This window comes from Actinomadura logoneensis, from assembly GCF_003428695.1.
In the GTDB taxonomy this organism is placed as follows: domain Bacteria; phylum Actinomycetota; class Actinomycetes; order Streptosporangiales; family Streptosporangiaceae; genus Spirillospora; species Spirillospora logoneensis.
The window spans coordinates 1-15,450 of record NZ_QURH01000186.1; the positions used below are offsets into that span (position 1 = coordinate 1).

The window sequence follows — 15,450 nt, forward strand, 5'->3', positions numbered from 1 at the left end:
GCCCGCGCCTGGGGCGTGGCCGAGCTGCCCGCCGACCCCGGCCTCGACACCGCCGGGATCCTGGCGGCGGCCGCGGCCGGCGGGCGCGGCGCGCTGCTGGTCGGCGGGTTCGACCCGTACGACCTGCCCGACCCCCGCACGGCGCTCGCGGCGCTCGACCGCACGCCGTTCGTGGTGAGCCTGGAGCAGCGGGTCAGCGCCGTCACCGACCGGGCGGACGTGGTCCTGCCGGTCGCGGCGGTCGCCGAGAAGGCCGGCACGTTCGTCGACTGGGAGGGCCGCGGGCGTCCGTTCGAGACCGTCCTGAAGTCCGCCGCGAAGATGTCCGACCTGCGGGTCCTGGACGCGCTGGCGAACGAGATGGACGTGCACCTCGGCCTGCCCGGACCCGACGCGGCGCGCCGCGAGCTGACCGGCCTCGGCGCGTTCCGCGGCGAGCGCCCGCCCGCGCCGTCGGTCGCGATCGGCGTCCAGCCGCAGCCCGGCCGCGGCGAGGCGCTGCTCGCCACCTGGCGGATGCTGCTCGACCGCGGCCGCATGCAGGACGGCGAGCCCTACCTCGCCGGGACGGCCAAGGCCGCCGTCGCGCGCGTCTCCGCCGCGACCGCCGCCGAGGCCGGCGCGGACGGGGTGCTCACGGTGCGCGGCCCGCACGGCGAGGTCACGCTGCCGCTGGAGATCACGCCCGGCATGCCCGACCGGGTGGTGTGGCTGCCGGCCAACTCGGCCGAGGTCGCCCTCTACGCCGACCTCGGCGCGGCGGCCGGCGACATCGTCTCGATCGGAGGCTCCCGATGAGTCACCTGCTGAGCTCGGCGGGGACGGCGGTGCTGGCGGGTCCGGCGCCGTCCGACCCGACGCTGTCCACCTTCGGCAAGGACCCGTGGTGGCTGATCGGCGGCAAGGTCCTGGTGATCTTCGTCTTCCTGGTCCTCACCGTCCTGATGTCGATGTGGGTCGAGCGCCGCGTCATCGGCCGCATGCAGCTGCGCGTCGGCCCCAACCGGTGCGGGCCGTTCGGCCTGCTCCAGGGCCTGGCGGACGGCGTGAAGCTGGCGCTGAAGGAGGACATCGTCCCGCGCAACGTGGACAAGGTCCTGTTCGTCCTCGCGCCGGTCATGTCCGCGGTGCCCGCGTTCATCTCGTTCTCGATCATCCCGTTCGGCCCGACCGTGTCGATCTTCGGGCACCACACCGCGCTGCAGGGCACCGACCTCCCGGTCGCGGTCCTGCTGGTCCTCGCGATGTCCTCGATGGGCGTCTACGGGATCGTGCTGGCGGGCTGGTCCTCGATGTCGCCCTACTCGCTGCTCGGCGGGCTCCGCTCGTCCGCGCAGGTGATCTCCTACGAGATCGCGATGGGGCTGTCGTTCGTCGCGGTGTTCCTGTTCGCCGGGTCGATGTCCACCACGGAGATCGTCAACGCGCAGGCCGACACCTGGTACGCGATCCTGCTGTTCCCGTCCTTCGTGGTCTACGTCATCACGATGATGGGCGAGTCGAACCGCATCCCGTTCGACCTGCCCGAGGGCGAGGGCGAGCTGGTCGGCGGCTTCCACACCGAGTACTCGTCGCTGAAGTTCGCGATGTTCTTCCTCGCCGAGTACATCAACCTGGCGACGCTGTCGGCGCTGTGCACCACCCTGTTCCTCGGCGGCTGGCGCGCCCCCGCCCCGATCTCCACCGTGTGGGCGGGCGCGAACTCCGGCTGGTGGCCGGTGCTGTGGTTCATGGTGAAGCTCTGGCTGTTCATCTTCTTCTTCATCTGGCTGCGCGGCTCGCTGCCGCGCGTCCGGTACGACCAGCTGATGAAGCTCGGCTGGAAGGTGCTGATGCCCTTCTCGATCGGCTGGATCCTGCTGGTCGCCGCCATCCGCGCGTGGAAGAACGAGGGCCACGACGCCGGCGGCGTGATGGCCGCGGTCGCCGGGATCGCGATCGTGGTGATCCTGCTGACCTTCGCCTGGGAGTTCGCCCGCGGCAAGGGCTCGGCCGAGCCCGAACCCGCGCAGGCGGCCCCCGAACCGGACGCGGGCGGCGGCTTCCCCGTCCCGCCGATGGACGCACCGCACTACCACGGCCGCCGCGACGTGCCCCGGCCGCGCATCACCGAAACCTCTCGTGAGGAGGTCAGCAGTGGGACTCACTGACTTCCTGAACCCGGTGAAGGGGTTCGGGGTCTCGTTCCACCAGATGTTCATGAAGAGCGAGACCGTCCAGTACCCCGAGGTGAAGAAGCCGACGGCCCCGCGCTTCCACGGACGCCACCAGCTCAACCGCTGGCCGGACGGTCTGGAGAAGTGCGTCGGGTGCGAGCTGTGCGCCTGGGCGTGTCCCGCCGACGCCATCTACGTCGAGGGCGCCGACAACACCGAGGAGGAGCGCTACTCGCCGGGCGAGCGGTACGGCCGCGTCTACCAGATCAACTACCTGCGCTGCATCCTGTGCGGGCTGTGCATCGAGGCGTGCCCCACCCGGGCGCTCACCATGACCAACGAGTACGAGCTCGCCGACGACAGCCGCGAGTCGCTCATCTACACCAAGGACATGCTGCTCGCGCCGCTGCGCGAGGGCATGGAGACGCCGCCGCACGCGATGCGGCTCGGCGACACCGAGGAGGACTACTACCGCCTCGGCCTGCAGTCCGAGGAAGGCGGTGAGAGGAGATGACCGCCGCCCACGTCCTGGCCGACCGGGCGGGCGCCGCGCAGGTGCTCGCCGGCCAGGTCGCCGACAAGCAGTCGGGTGAGCCGTTCTTCTTCTGGTTGCTGGCGATCGTGTCGGTCGCCGCGGCGCTCGGCATGATCTTCATGCGCAAGGCGGTGCACTCGGCGCTGCTGCTGGCGACGGTGATGCTGTCGCTGGCCGCGCTCTACGCCGTCCAGGACGCGCCGTTCCTGGCGTTCGTGCAGGTCATCGTCTACACCGGCGCGGTGCTGATGCTGTTCCTGTTCGTCCTGATGCTGGTAGGCGTCTCGTCCACCGACTCCCTGGTGGAGACGCTGCGCGGGCAGCGGTTCTGGGCGGCGGTCTGCGGCATCGGCTTCGTGGTGCTGCTCGGCGTCGGCTTCGCCAACGCCGCGCTCGGCGACTCGGCGGGCGTGAAGAACGCCAACGCCGAGCACGGCGGCAACATCCGCGGCCTGGCGTACCTGCTGTTCGGCAAGTACGTGTTCGCGTTCGAGGCGACCAGCGCCCTGCTCATCACGGCGGCGCTCGGCGCGATGGTGCTGGCGCACCGCGAGCGCACCACGCCCAAGCCGACCCAGCGCGACCTGTCGGTCGAGCGGTTCCGCAGGGCCGCGCAGACCGGCGCCCACCCCGGCCCGCTGCCGGGCCCCGGCACCTACGCCCGGCACAACGCGGTCGACATGCCCGCGCTGCTGCCGGACGGCACCCCGTCCGAGCTGTCGGTCAACCCGATCATCGCGGCCCGGACCGACACCGCGCACCGGCACACCGACCTGGACGGCCAGACCGAGCAGCAGGCGCTGGACCGGGACGTCCGGGCCGTCCGCACGGTGACCGAGACCGCCGACTCCGAGCGCGGCCGGCCCCGTGAGACCGAGGAGGACGAGAAGTGAGCCCCGGGCACTACCTGGCGCTGTCGGCGATCCTGTTCACCATCGGCGGGCTCGGCGTCCTCGTGCGCCGCAACGCCATCGTGGTGTTCATGTGCGTGGAGCTCATGCTCAACGCCTGCAACCTGGCGTTCGTGTCGTTCTCCCGGATGCACGGGAACCTCGACGGCCAGATCATCGCGTTCTTCGTGATGGTCGTGGCGGCGGCGGAGGTCGTGGTCGGCCTCGCCATCATCATGACCATCTTCCGGACCCGCAGGTCCTCGTCGGTCGACGACGCGAACCTGCTGAAGTACTAGGGGGCCGCGGCCAGTGAAAGCGGAAGGGATCCAGGCCGCGGCCTGGTTGCTCATCGCGTTCCCGCTGCTCGGGGCGGCGGTCCTCCTGCTCGGGGGACGCCGCACCGACCGGTGGGGACACCTCCTCGGCGTCGCGATGTCGCTCGCGTCGTTCGCCGTCGGCGTCGGGATGCTCGTCCAGATGCTCGGCTACGACGACGCCGAGCGCCGCCGCACGCTGCACCTGTGGGACTTCTTCGACGTCGGCTCGCTGCGCGTCGGGATGGACCTGCTGATCGACCCGCTGTCGATCAGCTTCGTGCTGCTGATCACGGGCGTCGGCTCGCTGATCCACATCTACTCGATGGGCTACATGGCCCACGACGAGGACCGGCGGCGGTTCTTCGCCTACCTCAACCTGTTCGTCGCGGCGATGCTCACGCTGGTGCTCGGCGCGAACTACGTCGTGCTGTTCCTCGGCTGGGAGGGCGTGGGCCTCGCGTCCTACCTCCTGATCGGGTTCTGGCAGTACAAGCCGTCCGCCGCGGTCGCCGCGAAGAAGGCGTTCGTGGTGAACCGGGTCGGCGACCTCGGCCTGGTCACCGCGATCATGCTGATGTTCGCCACGTTCCAGTCGGTGGACTTCACCGCGATCCTCGGCACCGGCGCCGAGCACGTGGGCCTGGCGGCCAAGCTGACCTCCGGCACCGCGACCGCGCTCGGGCTGCTGCTCCTGCTCGGCGCGTGCGGCAAGTCGGCGCAGCTCCCGCTGCAGTCCTGGCTGCTGGACGCGATGGAGGGCCCGACCCCGGTCTCGGCCCTGATCCACGCGGCGACCATGGTCACCGCGGGCGTCTACCTGATCGTCCGGTCCGCGCCGATCTTCGAGATGTCGCCGGACGCGCAGCTCGTCGTGACCATCGTCGGCGCGGCCACGCTGCTCGCCGGTGCGATCATCGGGTCCGGCAAGGACGACATCAAGAAGGCGCTCGCAGGTTCGACGATGTCGCAGATCGGCTACATGACGCTGGCCGCCGGGCTCGGCAAGGCCGGCTACGTCTTCGCCATCGCGCACCTCATCGCGCACGGCTTCTTCAAGGCGGGCCTGTTCCTCGGCGCCGGGTCGGTCATGCACGCGACCAACGACGACGTGAACATGCGTCACTACGGCGCCCTGCGCAAGGTCATGTACGTGACCTACGGGACGTTCGGCCTCGGCTACCTCGCGATCATCGGGTGCCCGCCGTTCTCCGGCTGGTTCACCAAGGACGGGATCATCGAGGCCGCGTACGAGAAGGGCGGCACGTCCGGGAACATCCTCGGCACGTGCGCGCTGCTCGGCGCGGGCATCACCGCGTACTACATGTCCCGCGTGATGTTCATGACCTTCTTCGGCGAGAAGCGCTGGCAGGAGGACGTGCACCCGCACGAGTCGCCGAAGGTGATGACCGTCCCGCTGATCCTGCTGGCCCTCGGGTCGGTGTTCGCGGGCGGCCTCCTCGTCCTCGGCGGGTTCTCCGGCTTCCTGGCCCCCGTGATCGGGGAGCCGGAGGAGCACACCTTCAAGTGGCTGACCGTCCCGGGCGCGGCGACCTTCGTGCTGATGCTCGCCGGGATCGCGGTCGCGTGGCGGCAGTACGCCGCGCGGCCGGTGCCGCTGGAGGCCCCGGCCGGGTCGTTCCTCACCCGCGCCGCCCGCCGCGACCTGTACGGGGACGCCATCAACGAGTCGCTGCTGATGCGGCCCGGCCAGTGGCTGACCCGGCTCGCCGTCTGGTTCGACAACCGGGGCGTGGACGGCGCGGTGAACGGCATCGCGGCCGGCGTCGGCGGCACCTCGGGCCGGATCCGGCGGATCCAGACCGGGTTCGCCCGGTCCTACGCCCTCTCGATGTACCTCGGCGCGGCGATCGTGGTCGCCGCCCTCCTGGTGGTGAACGCGTCATGACCGACTTCCCCTGGCTGAGCGTCCTCATCGCGCTGCCCGCCCTCGGCGCGCTCGCGGTGGGACTGCTGCCACGCGAGAACGAGACCCTGGCCAAGCAGGCCGCGCTGGGGATCTCGCTGGTCGAGGCCGTCCTGGCGATCGTGATGACGACCGCGTTCAAGGTCGGCGGCGACCGCTTCCAGTTCACCGAGAAGTACTGGTGGATCAAGCAGTTCGGTGTGCACTGGGCGGTCGGCGTCGACGGCGTCGCGCTCGTGCTCGTGCTGCTGTCGGTGGTCCTCGTCCCGCTCGTGGTGATCGCGTCCTGGGACGAGGCGGGCCGCTCCGGCGGCACCGACACCCCGCCGAAGCGGTCCGCGAAGGTCTACTTCGCGCTGCTGCTGGCGCTGGAGGCGATGATGGTCGGCGTCTTCGCGGCGACCGACGTCTTCCTCTTCTACGTCTTCTTCGAGGCGATGCTCATCCCGGTGTACTTCATCATCGGGTACTACGGCGGTCCGCAGCGGTCCTACGCGGCCGTGAAGTTCCTGCTGTACTCGCTGTTCGGCGGGCTGCTGATGCTCGTCTCCGTGGTCTGGCTCTACCCGCTGTCGCAGGAGAAGCTCGGCCACGGCACGTTCATGTTCGAAGAGCTGAACACGATGCACGTGGACGGCACGACCGCCAAGTGGCTGTTCCTCGGCTTCTTCGTCGCGTTCGCGATCAAGGCGCCGATGGTGCCCGTCCACACCTGGCTGCCGGACGCCGCGGCGCAGTCTCCGGCGGGCGCCCTGGTGCTCGTCGTGGGCGTGCTGGACAAGGTCGGCACCTACGGGATGCTCCGGTTCTGCCTGGAGCTGTTCCCCGGCGCCGCCAAGTGGGCGACCCCGGTCGTCCTCGCGCTGGCGGTCATCAGCATCGTGTACGGCGCGGTCCTGGCGATCGGCCAGGTGGACCTCAAGCGGCTGGTGGCCTACACCTCGGTGTCGCACTTCGGGTTCATCGTGCTGGGCGTCTTCGCGATGACGTCGCAGGGCCAGTCGGGCGCGACGCTGTACATGGTGAACCACGGGTTCTCCACCGGCGCGCTGTTCCTGCTGGTCGGCTTCATGATCGCGCGGCGGAACTCGGCGCGGATCGACGCGTTCGGCGGCGTGCAGAAGGTCGCCCCGGTGCTCGCCGGGACGTTCCTGGTCGCGGGCCTGTCCGGGCTGTCGCTGCCGGGCCTGTCCACCTTCGTGTCCGAGCTGATGGTGCTGGTGGGCACGTTCAGCCGGCACCGGGTGCCCGCCGTGCTCGCCGCGTCCGGGATCGTGCTCGCCGCGATCTACATCCTGTGGACCTACCAGCGGACCATGGGCGGCCCCGCCCGCGAGGAGGTCAAGGGCATGCCCGACCTCTCGCTGCGGGAGAAGGTCGCCGTCGCCCCGATCATCGCGATCATCGTGGCGATGGGCTTCTTCCCCCAGCCGGTGCTCAAGGCCATCAACCCGTCCGTCGAGAAGGGCCTGGCCCGGGTGGACGTCCGCGACCCGGCCCCGAAGATCACCGGTAACGTCGCCGAGAACGGAGCCCGGCCGTGAGCGTGTCAATGGTCGCCGCGGGACTCGCGGCCGCCCCGTCCGGCGGGGAGAAGTTCCCCGCCCCGCACATCGAGTACGGCATGCTCGCCCCGATGCTGATCGTCTTCGGCGTCGCGGTGGCCGGGGTGCTGGTGGAGGCGTTCGTCAGCCGCCGCTCCCGCTACTACGTGCAGGTGCCGCTGACCGCGGTCGGCCTCGTCGCCGCGTTCGCGTGGACGATCGGCCTGGCCGCGCGGGACAAGCCGTTCCACGCGGCCGCGATGGGCGCGATCGGCGTGGACGGCCCGACCCTGTTCGTGCAGGGCACCGTCCTGGTGCTCGCCCTGGTGTCGCTGCTGCTCATCGCCGAGCGGCAGCAGACCAGCTTCGCCGCGCAGGCGTCGGCGCTGCCCGGCAGCGAGGCCGAGCAGGAGACGACGGCGGCGGGGACCACCCAGACCGAGGTGTTCCCGCTGATGCTGTTCGCGGTCGGCGGCATGCTGATGTTCCCCGCGAGCAACGACCTGCTGACGATGTTCGCCGCGCTGGAGATCATGTCGCTGCCGCTGTACCTGCTGTGCGGCCTGGCCCGGCGCCGCCGCCTGCTGTCGCAGGAGGCCGCGGTCAAGTACTTCCTGCTGGGCGCGTTCTCCTCGGCGTTCTTCCTGTACGGGACGGCGCTGCTGTACGGCTACGCCGGGTCCGTCCGGCTGTCGGACATCGCCGACCAGCTCAGCAAGGACGCGGGCAGCGAGACCCTGATGCTCGCGGGCGTCGGGCTGCTGTCGGTCGGCCTGCTGTTCAAGATCGGCGCGGTGCCGTTCCACATGTGGAAGCCGGACGTCTACCAGGGCGCCCCGACCCCGATCACCGGCCTGATGGCGTCCTGCACGCTGGTGGCCGCGTTCGGCGCGCTGATGCGCGTCTACTACGTCGGGTTCGAGACGCTGAAGTGGGACTGGCGGCCCTTCATGTGGGGTGTGGCGATTCTCACGATGGTCGCCGGCGCGGTCATCGCGATCACCCAGACCGACCTCAAGCGGCTGCTGGCCTACTCGTCGGTCGCGCACGCGGGCTTCCTGCTCACCGGCATGGTCGCGGTGACCCGCGACGGCCTTGCGGGAGCGCTGTTCTACCTGGTCGCCTACGGCTTCACCACGGTCGGCGCGTTCGCCGTGATCACCATGGTGCGGGACGCCGGCGGCGAGGCCGCGCACCTGTCCCGGTGGGCCGGGCTGGGCCGCAGGTCGCCGCTGGTGGCGGGCATCTTCGCCTTCTTCCTGCTAGCCTTCGCCGGAATTCCGTTGACGTCCGGATTCACCGGAAAGTTCGCGGTCTTCAAGGCGGCGGTCGAGGGACACGCGACCCCGCTGGTGGTCGTCGGCGTGCTGTCGTCGGCGGTCGCGGCGTTCTTCTACGTCCGGGTCATCGTGGTGATGTTCTTCAGCGAGCCCGAGGCGGACGGCCCCACCGTGGTCGCGGGCCCGGCGACCGCGGCTGCCGTGGCGCTCGGCGTGACGGCTACTGTGGTACTCGGCGTCCTGCCCCAGCCCATGCTGGACCTGGCGGGACACGCCGCGACACAGATGTTCGTCCGGTAGTGCTCCGTAGGGGGTTTGGGTGAGTAGCGCCGTTCCGTTCGGTCTGCCCGATGGGTTGGCCTCAGATGTGCGGGAGCGGCTCGCCGCGGTCGAGGAGTTGCTTCTCTCCTCCGTGCGGGGCGAGGATCCGCTGCTCTCCGAAGCCTCCAAGCACCTCGTCGACGCGGGAGGCAAGCGGTTCCGGCCCATGCTGGTGCTGCTCGCCTCCCACTTCGGCTCCCCCGACGCCCCGGGCGTCGTCCCGGCGGCGGTCGTCGTCGAGCTGACCCACCTGGCGACGCTCTACCACGACGACGTGATGGACGAGGCGACCGTGCGGCGCGGGCAGGAGTCGGCGAACTCGCGGTGGACCAACACCGTCGCGATCCTCACCGGCGACTACCTGTTCGCACGGGCCTCGGACCTGCTGGCCGACCTCGGCCCCGAGGCCGTCCGGATTCAGGCGCGCGCGTTCGCCCGCCTGGTCCGCGGCCAGATCCAGGAGACCGTGGGCCCCGCCGAGGGCGTGGACCCGCTCAAGCACTACCTGTCGGTCATGGCCGACAAGACCGGCTCGCTGATCGCGGTCTCCGGCCAGTTCGGCGCGCTGCTCGCCGGCGCCTCGCCCGCCGTGGTGGACACCATCACCTCCGCGTGCGAGAAGATCGGCATCGCCTTCCAGCTGTCCGACGACATCCTCGACATCGCGTCCGAGACCGAGGAGTCGGGCAAGACGCCGGGCACCGACCTGCGCGAGGGCATCCGCACGCTCCCCATGCACCTGGTGCTGGAGGGCGTCGGCTCCGGGCCGGACGACGAGCGGCTGCGCGAGCTGCTGGTCACCGACCTGACCGACGACGCGCTGCACGCCGAGGCGCTCGCGCTGCTGCGCGCCCACCCGGCGATGGACCGTGCCCGCGCCGACATGCGGTCCTGGGCCGAGGACGCGCGCGCCGACCTGCTCACGCTGCCGGACATCCCGGCGCGGGACGCCTTCATCGGCCTCTGCGACTACGTGGTCTCCCGCACCGGCTGAGCGAACGCCGCCGGCTCCCCGGACACGAAGAAGGCCCTCCTCGGAGGGCCTTTCTCATGCGTGCCGCCCTTGGGGCTCGGGGTGCGGGCTTGGGACGCGGGGCGGCGCGAGGCGTCAGCGGACGCCGGGCGTGAGCGTCGAGGGGATCACCGAGGGCCACGGCTTGTTCGAGACGCGGAGCTTGGCGGTCAGGACGCGGCTCCCGCAGTGCACCGTCACCTTGTACGACCCCGACTTCACGGTGCGCTTCACCAGCACCTTGGCCTGGCCGTCCTTGCCCTTGCCGTAGACGGTCGCGTTCTTCGTGAACACCTTGGAGCCGACCCAGTGCCGCTTCCTGCCCACCGGGCACTTCAGGACGTCGATCCGGACGTGCTGGCCGGGCTGGGCGACGGAGGGGCTGAAGATGACATCACGGGATGCGGCGGTGGCCTCGCCCGAGACGGGGGCGAGTAGTCCGGCTCCGACGATGGCCGCTCCGACGACGGCCGTGCTCAGCAGACGCAACCGGGGCTCCTGGGGGGTCGAGTGGATGGTTCGCGATGTGATCTCCCGCACTCTAGCGGGTGCGGGCATCTCACTCTATAGACAGGTTTAGAGCCAGAAAGGTTGGCACGACTTTCAGGGAACTTTCGGGCGGCGTCCAGCCGTGCGGCGTCAGCTCGCCGCCTCCGCCACGGGCTCCAGAGCGGCCGCGGCGGCGGCCTGGCGGGAGAGCCTGCGGGTGCGGCGGCCGGTGAGCAGGCCGTCCGCCGAGAGGACGACCAGCGCCGCCCAGACCAGCAGGAAGCCGACCCAGCGGCTCGCGGGCATCTCCTCGTGCTGCACCAGCAGCCCGATCACGAACTGCAGGATCGGCGCGAGGTACTGGAGCAGGCCGAGCGTGCTCATCGGCACGCGCACCGCGGAGGCGTTGAACAGCAGCAGCGGGACCGCCGTCACCACGCCGGACGCGGCGAGCAGCGCCATGTTCCCGACACCGTGGTGGCCGAAGGAGGCCGTCCCCTGCGCCTGCAGCACGACCGACACCGCCAGCGCCGGGACGAACATGACCGCGGTCTCCACCGCCAGGCCCTCGGCGGACGGCATGTCCGCGAACTTCTTCAGCAGGCCGTAGATGCCGAACGAGCACGCCAGGGTCAGGGCGATGTAGGGGAGGCGCCCGTAGTCCACCGTCAGGACGGCGACGGCCGCCGCGCCGAGGCCGACCGCGACCCACTGCCACCGCCGCAGCCGCTCCCGGAAGATCAGCACGCCGAACAGGATGCTGATCAGCGGGTTGATGAAGTAGCCGAGCGACCCCTCGATCGTCTTGCCGGTGTTCACCGCGTAGATGTAGACGCACCAGTTGACCGAGATGAGCGCGGACGCGAGCGCGAGCAGCCCGAGCCTCCGGCGGTCCAGCCTCCGGATCCAGGACCAGTTGCGTCCCACCGCGAGGATCACCAGCAGCGCCACCAGCGACCACATAATGCGGTGGGACACGATCTCCACCGCGTTGGCGGGCTTCAGCAGCGGCCAGTAGAGCGGGAACAGTCCCCAGAGAACGTAGGCAGCGACACCGAACACCATTCCGCGACGATTGACCACAAACCGAACATTATCAGTGCGTAAGCAGTCATTCCAGGTGACGGTGATGACTGCAACCGGCATCACAGCGGCCCGGCGATCCCGACGTAGGCTGAGAGCATGTTCGGCTTCGCGAAGACCCAGATGGTCGCCCCCGAGAAGGCCCTCCCCGGCCGGGACGAGCCGATGCCCGTCCCGTCCCGCCACGAGGTCCTGGGCACCCCGCTCACCCCGCCCTTCCCCGAGCACGCCGAGGTCGCCGACTTCGCGCTCGGCTGCTTCTGGGGCGCCGAACGCAGGTTCTGGCAGACCGAGGGCGTGATCACCACCGCCGTGGGCTACCAGGGCGGCCACACGCCCAACCCCACCTACGAAGAGGTCTGCTCCGGCCACACCGGCCACACCGAGGCCGTCCGCGTCGTCTACGACCCCGCCAAGGTCGGCTACGAGACCCTGCTCAAGGTCTTCTGGGAGTCCCACGACCCCACCCAGGGCATGCGCCAGGGCAACGACGTCGGCACCCAGTACCGCTCGGCGATCTTCACCCACTCCGAGGCCCAGCGCGCCCAGGCCGAAGCCTCCCGAGCCGCCTACCAGCAGACCCTCACCGCCGCCGGCTACCCGGAGATCACCACCGAGATCACCGAGGCCCCGCCCTTCTACTACGCCGAGCCCTACCACCAGCAGTACCTGCACAAGGTCCCCAACGGCTACTGCGGCCTCGGCGGCACCGGTCTGCCCCTGGGCGACCAGTCCTCCGGCGCCTCCTGCCCGACAGGCATCGCCCCTGTCGAGTGAGCGCGGACGAGACGGATCGCTTGGTCCGTACGCTCACGGTCGAGGACAGAGAGGTGATCGCACTCCTTGACCTGCAGGTTCTGGCGCGAGAGAACGCCGGGCGGACCTTCAGGGCCGACGACCCGACCTACAGCGTCCTCAACTGCCTGCGCTTCTGGGAGATCCTGATCTCCCGCATGGAGGACGGCTGGTCTCGCCAGGACTACTACATGGTGTACGGGTACCTGAATGATCTTGATGTTCGAGGCGCGGTCGAAGCCTTCCTCGATGCCATGCCGTCGTCCCTGCGTGCCAAGGTCGGTCGCTGCGTAGAGCGGCTCGACGCACGCTTTCGGGCCGTTACCCGCGAAGACGGCGGGGCGGAATTGTCGCAGTACTGGCGTCCTCTGGCTGAGGGCAACGAAGTCCGCTGGTGGTGGACGCGATGCCCAACCGAGTTGCCGCCCGGTTGGTGAAGGCGGCGCGTCAGCTTGCGTCGTCTGATCCGAAGGTCGAGCAGCGAAGCGCCCCAGGGCTGAAGTCTTAGGGCCAATGGACGATGGTGCCTGATGAGCGGCCGGCAGCAAGATCGACGCATGAGCGAGCAGCACCCCGGCAAGCCGGAGAGAACGATGATCGACACCTGGATTGAGCGGTACGGAAGGGCCTGGCACGACAAGGACGCGGACGGCGTCGCCGAATTGTTCACCGAGGACGCGACCTATGCCGCCCACCCCGTCAAGGAGCCGCACCGAGGCAGGGCGGCCATCCGGGCCTACTGGCGACAGGCGACGGCCACGCAGAGCGACCTGCGCCTTCACTTCGGTCGGCCGGTCGTGGACGGTGACCGGGTCGCGGTCGAGTGGTGGGCGACGATGGACGACCCGGACTGGGGCCCCTCCCGCGACGACGCCGCGGCCACGATGCCCGGCTGCCTGCTGCTCCGCTTCACCGACGAGGGCCTTTGCGCCGGGCTGCGTGAGTACTGGAACGTTGAGTTCGGTCGGAATGTCCCCGCGCCGGTCGGTTGGGGAGAGTAGCCGTGCCGCCCTCGAGGACCGTGGCAGCCTGACTGGGATGATCGTCGGGTGGATGACCTGGTGTTGTTGCGGCGGGAGTTCGATGCTGAGGAGGGCACCTTTCTCGGTGGGCTTCGGCCTGACCTCGTGTGGGACAAGGCCGCGTTCTCGCGGCTCGAACAGGCGATGCGGCGGGTCTGTGCCGCCTTCGCCGGGCGGGACGAGTTGCCGCGCTGGCTGGTCGAAGGCTTCTGGTTCTGCGCCGACTGGGTTCCGAGTTGGACGGGGCACGCCGACTTCCCGCGTCCGGAGCCGCTGGAGTACTACGAGGGCGCCGTGGAACGCCTCAGGGATCTCCAGTCCTGGTTCGTGACGGGAGAGTCGCCGTACCTCGAGCACCATGAGTGGCCGGCGATCTGAGACGGGCCGGTCGTTAAACGGTTGGCCGGGTGGGGGCGCGGTGGCTCAGTATCGGCGTCATGAGTGAGGAACGGCGTCGGATTCGGGCGGTCTATACGGCCTCCACGATCACCGTCTATCAGGCTTACGCCCCCGAGATCGGGGTGCCCGCGGTGCGGGAGGGACGGTTTCCGGCTGCGTGGAAGCGCGATCGGATGACCTGGATCAAGCCGTCCTTCCTGTGGATGATGTACCGCTGCGGGTGGGGCACGAAGGCGGGCCAGGAGACCGTCCTCGCGGTCGAGATCACTCGCGAGGGGTTCGAATGGGCCCTGCGGAACTCGTGCCTCTCGCACTTCGCGCCGGAGCTGTACGCCGATCGCGAGGCGTGGCAGGCGCAGGTCAGGCAAGCTCCGGCGCGGGTGCAGTGGGATCCCGAACGTGACCTGGACCTTCGGCCCCTGGAACACCGGTCGTTGCAGCTCGGGCTGTCGGGGGAGGCCGCGCGGCGTTACGCGGACGAATGGATCGTCTCGATCAGTGACGTGACGCCGCTCGCCCACGAGATCCACGCGTTGGTGAAGGGGCGTGACCTGGAAGCGGCCTCCCGGTTGCTCCCGCGGGAAGTCCCGTATCCGGCCGGGGACGGCTTGCTGGCGCACCTCGGCGGGGTCTGAGGGCTCGTCAGGAGGGACCGCCGCCGACGGCGGCCCACCACCAGAGCCAGATCAGGAACAGCGTGGTGACCACCCCCAGGAGCAGCGGCCAGTTGAAGCCGGCGCTCCTGGCGGCTCGTCCGCGGGAGCCGGTGCTTGTGGCGGCTCGTCCGCGGGCCGTCGTCGTGGCGCCTCCTCTCCTCGGGTGGGCGGGGACGACCTCGGTCGCCGTGCCCGTCGTTTCGGAGTGGCGGCGTCGGGTGAGGAACGCCGCGACGGCCACCGCCACGGCGGCGGCTCCGGCGAGGAGCAGCCGGTGGGGTGCGGTCCTGCGGTCGATTCGTGGATGAGCCATGAGCGACTCGCCCTCCTTTCCTCATCCTTGAGAAGAATGCGGCGGATGCGGGTTAGGTAACCCCACGGACGCGCAAAGTAGTTACGCCCGGGCTAGGAGATCATCACCATGGCGAACCTTCATGTTGAGATGCGGCTTCAGGTGGCCGTGGGAGACACGGCCGCCGCCGTCGGGTCCGGGGATGTCCGGGTGCTGGCCACGCCCCGGATGGTGGCGCTGTTCGAGGCGGCCACGGTGCGGGCGCTGGAAGGGCGGCTGGGGGAGGGGCGGACGTCCGTTGGGACGCGGGTCGAGATCGATCACCTCGCGGCGAGCCCGGTGGGGGCGGAGGTCGTGGTCGTCGCCGAGTCGGACGGGGTGGACGGGCGCCGCGTGGTCTTCGACGTCCGGGCCACGGCCGAGGACGGGACGCTGCTGGCCACCGGACGGGTGTGGCGGGCCGTCGTGGACCGGGAGCGTTTCCTCGCCCGACTGGAGGGGGCGTGAAGGCCTGGGCTGGACGGCGTGTGAGGGCCTGGCTGGAGGAGGCGTGAAGGCCTGGGCTGGACGGCGCGTGAGGCCCCGGCTGGAGGGCGTGTGAGGGCCTGGGCTGGACGGCGCGTGAGGCTGTTCGCCGAAAGCGAACACGAGACGGCGGAGCGCCGGGCCCCGTGTGCGGGGGCCCGGCGCTCCGGTTCGTTGGGGCCGCGCGAGGCGGTGGAAGTCGGGGTC

The 15,450-nt window shown here is 70.3% G+C and carries 18 protein-coding genes; 15 read left to right on the forward strand and 3 right to left on the reverse strand.

What is annotated here, in order from left to right; translation table 11 throughout:
• From DZF91_RS09910 to DZF91_RS09950, 9 genes are all read left to right on the forward strand, one after another.
• A partial coding sequence (locus DZF91_RS09910) for a molybdopterin-dependent oxidoreductase (protein WP_147341084.1) occupies nt 1–798 on the forward strand: 798 nt, incomplete at its 5' end.
• Nucleotides 795–2,150 carry an NADH-quinone oxidoreductase subunit NuoH gene (nuoH, locus tag DZF91_RS09915; protein WP_117357180.1) on the forward strand — a complete coding sequence of 452 codons (1,356 nt, stop codon included), beginning with the start codon at nt 795–797 and terminating at the stop codon, nt 2,148–2,150. The genes DZF91_RS09910 and nuoH, both read left to right, overlap by 4 nt.
• Complete coding sequence (nuoI, locus tag DZF91_RS09920; protein ID WP_117357181.1) at nt 2,137–2,670, forward strand: NADH-quinone oxidoreductase subunit NuoI; 534 nt, start codon at nt 2,137–2,139, stop codon at nt 2,668–2,670. The genes nuoH and nuoI overlap by 14 nt, the downstream gene beginning before the upstream one ends.
• Entirely contained in the window at nt 2,667–3,584 is a 918-nt protein-coding gene (locus DZF91_RS09925; protein WP_117357182.1) for an NADH-quinone oxidoreductase subunit J, read from the forward strand. Before nuoI ends, DZF91_RS09925 begins: the two co-directional genes overlap by 4 nt.
• Nucleotides 3,581–3,880 (forward strand): NADH-quinone oxidoreductase subunit NuoK, encoded by a 300-nt coding sequence (gene nuoK / locus DZF91_RS09930; protein ID WP_117357183.1) that lies wholly within the window; start codon nt 3,581–3,583, stop codon nt 3,878–3,880. Before DZF91_RS09925 ends, nuoK begins: the two co-directional genes overlap by 4 nt.
• Before the next feature lie 13 nt (nt 3,881–3,893).
• The gene (gene nuoL, locus DZF91_RS09935) at nt 3,894–5,807 is read left to right on the forward strand and encodes an NADH-quinone oxidoreductase subunit L (RefSeq protein ID WP_199486529.1); all 1,914 of its coding nucleotides are present in this window, start codon (nt 3,894–3,896) and stop codon (nt 5,805–5,807) included.
• Nucleotides 5,804–7,369 (forward strand): NADH-quinone oxidoreductase subunit M, encoded by a 1,566-nt coding sequence (locus tag DZF91_RS09940; protein WP_117357184.1) that lies wholly within the window; start codon nt 5,804–5,806, stop codon nt 7,367–7,369. The genes nuoL and DZF91_RS09940 overlap by 4 nt, the downstream gene beginning before the upstream one ends.
• An 8-nt stretch (nt 7,370–7,377) precedes the next feature.
• Nucleotides 7,378–8,949 (forward strand): NADH-quinone oxidoreductase subunit NuoN, encoded by a 1,572-nt coding sequence (nuoN, locus tag DZF91_RS09945; RefSeq protein ID WP_117357185.1) that lies wholly within the window; start codon nt 7,378–7,380, stop codon nt 8,947–8,949.
• A gap of 19 nt (nt 8,950–8,968) precedes the next feature.
• The gene (locus DZF91_RS09950; RefSeq protein ID WP_117357186.1) at nt 8,969–9,964 is read left to right on the forward strand and encodes a polyprenyl synthetase family protein; all 996 of its coding nucleotides are present in this window, start codon (nt 8,969–8,971) and stop codon (nt 9,962–9,964) included.
• Nucleotides 9,965–10,078: 114 nt separating this feature from the next.
• Here the strand turns inward: DZF91_RS09950 and DZF91_RS09955 are convergent, their stop codons facing one another.
• Nucleotides 10,079–10,471 carry a hypothetical protein gene (locus DZF91_RS09955; RefSeq protein WP_117357187.1) on the reverse strand — a complete coding sequence of 131 codons (393 nt, stop codon included), beginning with the start codon at nt 10,469–10,471 and terminating at the stop codon, nt 10,079–10,081.
• Nucleotides 10,472–10,621: 150 nt separating this feature from the next.
• A complete protein-coding gene (rarD, locus tag DZF91_RS09960; RefSeq protein WP_117357188.1) occupies nt 10,622–11,536 on the reverse strand; it encodes an EamA family transporter RarD in 915 nt (304 codons plus the stop codon).
• 117 nt (nt 11,537–11,653) lie between these two features.
• Here rarD and msrA point away from each other — a divergent pair, with 117 nt between their 5' ends.
• The 5 genes from msrA (at nt 11,654) to DZF91_RS09985 (ending at nt 14,405) form a co-directional block, all read left to right on the forward strand.
• Nucleotides 11,654–12,331: a peptide-methionine (S)-S-oxide reductase MsrA gene (msrA, locus tag DZF91_RS09965; protein ID WP_117357189.1), complete on the forward strand. Its 678-nt coding sequence runs from the start codon at nt 11,654–11,656 to the stop codon at nt 12,329–12,331.
• A 53-nt stretch (nt 12,332–12,384) separates the two neighbouring features.
• Nucleotides 12,385–12,786, forward strand: a complete 402-nt coding sequence (locus DZF91_RS09970; protein ID WP_147341085.1) for a hypothetical protein — start codon at nt 12,385–12,387, stop codon at nt 12,784–12,786.
• Nucleotides 12,787–12,906: 120 nt separating this feature from the next.
• Nucleotides 12,907–13,350: a nuclear transport factor 2 family protein gene (locus DZF91_RS09975; protein ID WP_158587894.1), complete on the forward strand. Its 444-nt coding sequence runs from the start codon at nt 12,907–12,909 to the stop codon at nt 13,348–13,350.
• Between the two features lie 48 nt (nt 13,351–13,398).
• Nucleotides 13,399–13,749, forward strand: a complete 351-nt coding sequence (locus DZF91_RS09980) for a hypothetical protein (protein ID WP_117357192.1) — start codon at nt 13,399–13,401, stop codon at nt 13,747–13,749.
• Between the two features lie 59 nt (nt 13,750–13,808).
• Nucleotides 13,809–14,405, forward strand: coding sequence for a DUF4291 domain-containing protein (locus tag DZF91_RS09985; RefSeq protein WP_117357195.1), 597 nt, complete (start codon nt 13,809–13,811; stop codon nt 14,403–14,405).
• 7 nt (nt 14,406–14,412) lie between these two features.
• Here the strand turns inward: DZF91_RS09985 and DZF91_RS09990 are convergent, their stop codons facing one another.
• Nucleotides 14,413–14,739, reverse strand: coding sequence for a hypothetical protein (locus DZF91_RS09990; RefSeq protein ID WP_117357193.1), 327 nt, complete (start codon nt 14,737–14,739; stop codon nt 14,413–14,415).
• 129 nt (nt 14,740–14,868) lie between these two features.
• Here DZF91_RS09990 and DZF91_RS09995 point away from each other — a divergent pair, with 129 nt between their 5' ends.
• Nucleotides 14,869–15,225: a thioesterase family protein gene (locus DZF91_RS09995; protein ID WP_117357196.1), complete on the forward strand. Its 357-nt coding sequence runs from the start codon at nt 14,869–14,871 to the stop codon at nt 15,223–15,225.
• Nucleotides 15,226–15,450 lie beyond the last annotated feature (225 nt).

Coding starts and splice junctions, on each gene's coding strand:
- nuoH (WP_117357180.1), top strand. CDS start 795: ATGAGTCACCTGCTGAGCTCGGCGGGGACGGCGGTGCTGGCGGGTCCG.
- DZF91_RS09925 (WP_117357182.1), top strand. CDS start 2,667: ATGACCGCCGCCCACGTCCTGGCCGACCGGGCGGGCGCCGCGCAGGTG.
- DZF91_RS09940 (WP_117357184.1), top strand. CDS start 5,804: ATGACCGACTTCCCCTGGCTGAGCGTCCTCATCGCGCTGCCCGCCCTC.
- nuoN (WP_117357185.1), top strand. CDS start 7,378: ATGGTCGCCGCGGGACTCGCGGCCGCCCCGTCCGGCGGGGAGAAGTTC.
- rarD (WP_117357188.1), bottom strand. CDS start 11,536: ATGGTGTTCGGTGTCGCTGCCTACGTTCTCTGGGGACTGTTCCCGCTC.
- msrA (WP_117357189.1), top strand. CDS start 11,654: ATGTTCGGCTTCGCGAAGACCCAGATGGTCGCCCCCGAGAAGGCCCTC.
- DZF91_RS09975 (WP_158587894.1), top strand. CDS start 12,907: ATGAGCGAGCAGCACCCCGGCAAGCCGGAGAGAACGATGATCGACACC.
- DZF91_RS09985 (WP_117357195.1), top strand. CDS start 13,809: ATGAGTGAGGAACGGCGTCGGATTCGGGCGGTCTATACGGCCTCCACG.
- DZF91_RS09990 (WP_117357193.1), bottom strand. CDS start 14,739: ATGGCTCATCCACGAATCGACCGCAGGACCGCACCCCACCGGCTGCTC.
- DZF91_RS09995 (WP_117357196.1), top strand. CDS start 14,869: ATGCGGCTTCAGGTGGCCGTGGGAGACACGGCCGCCGCCGTCGGGTCC.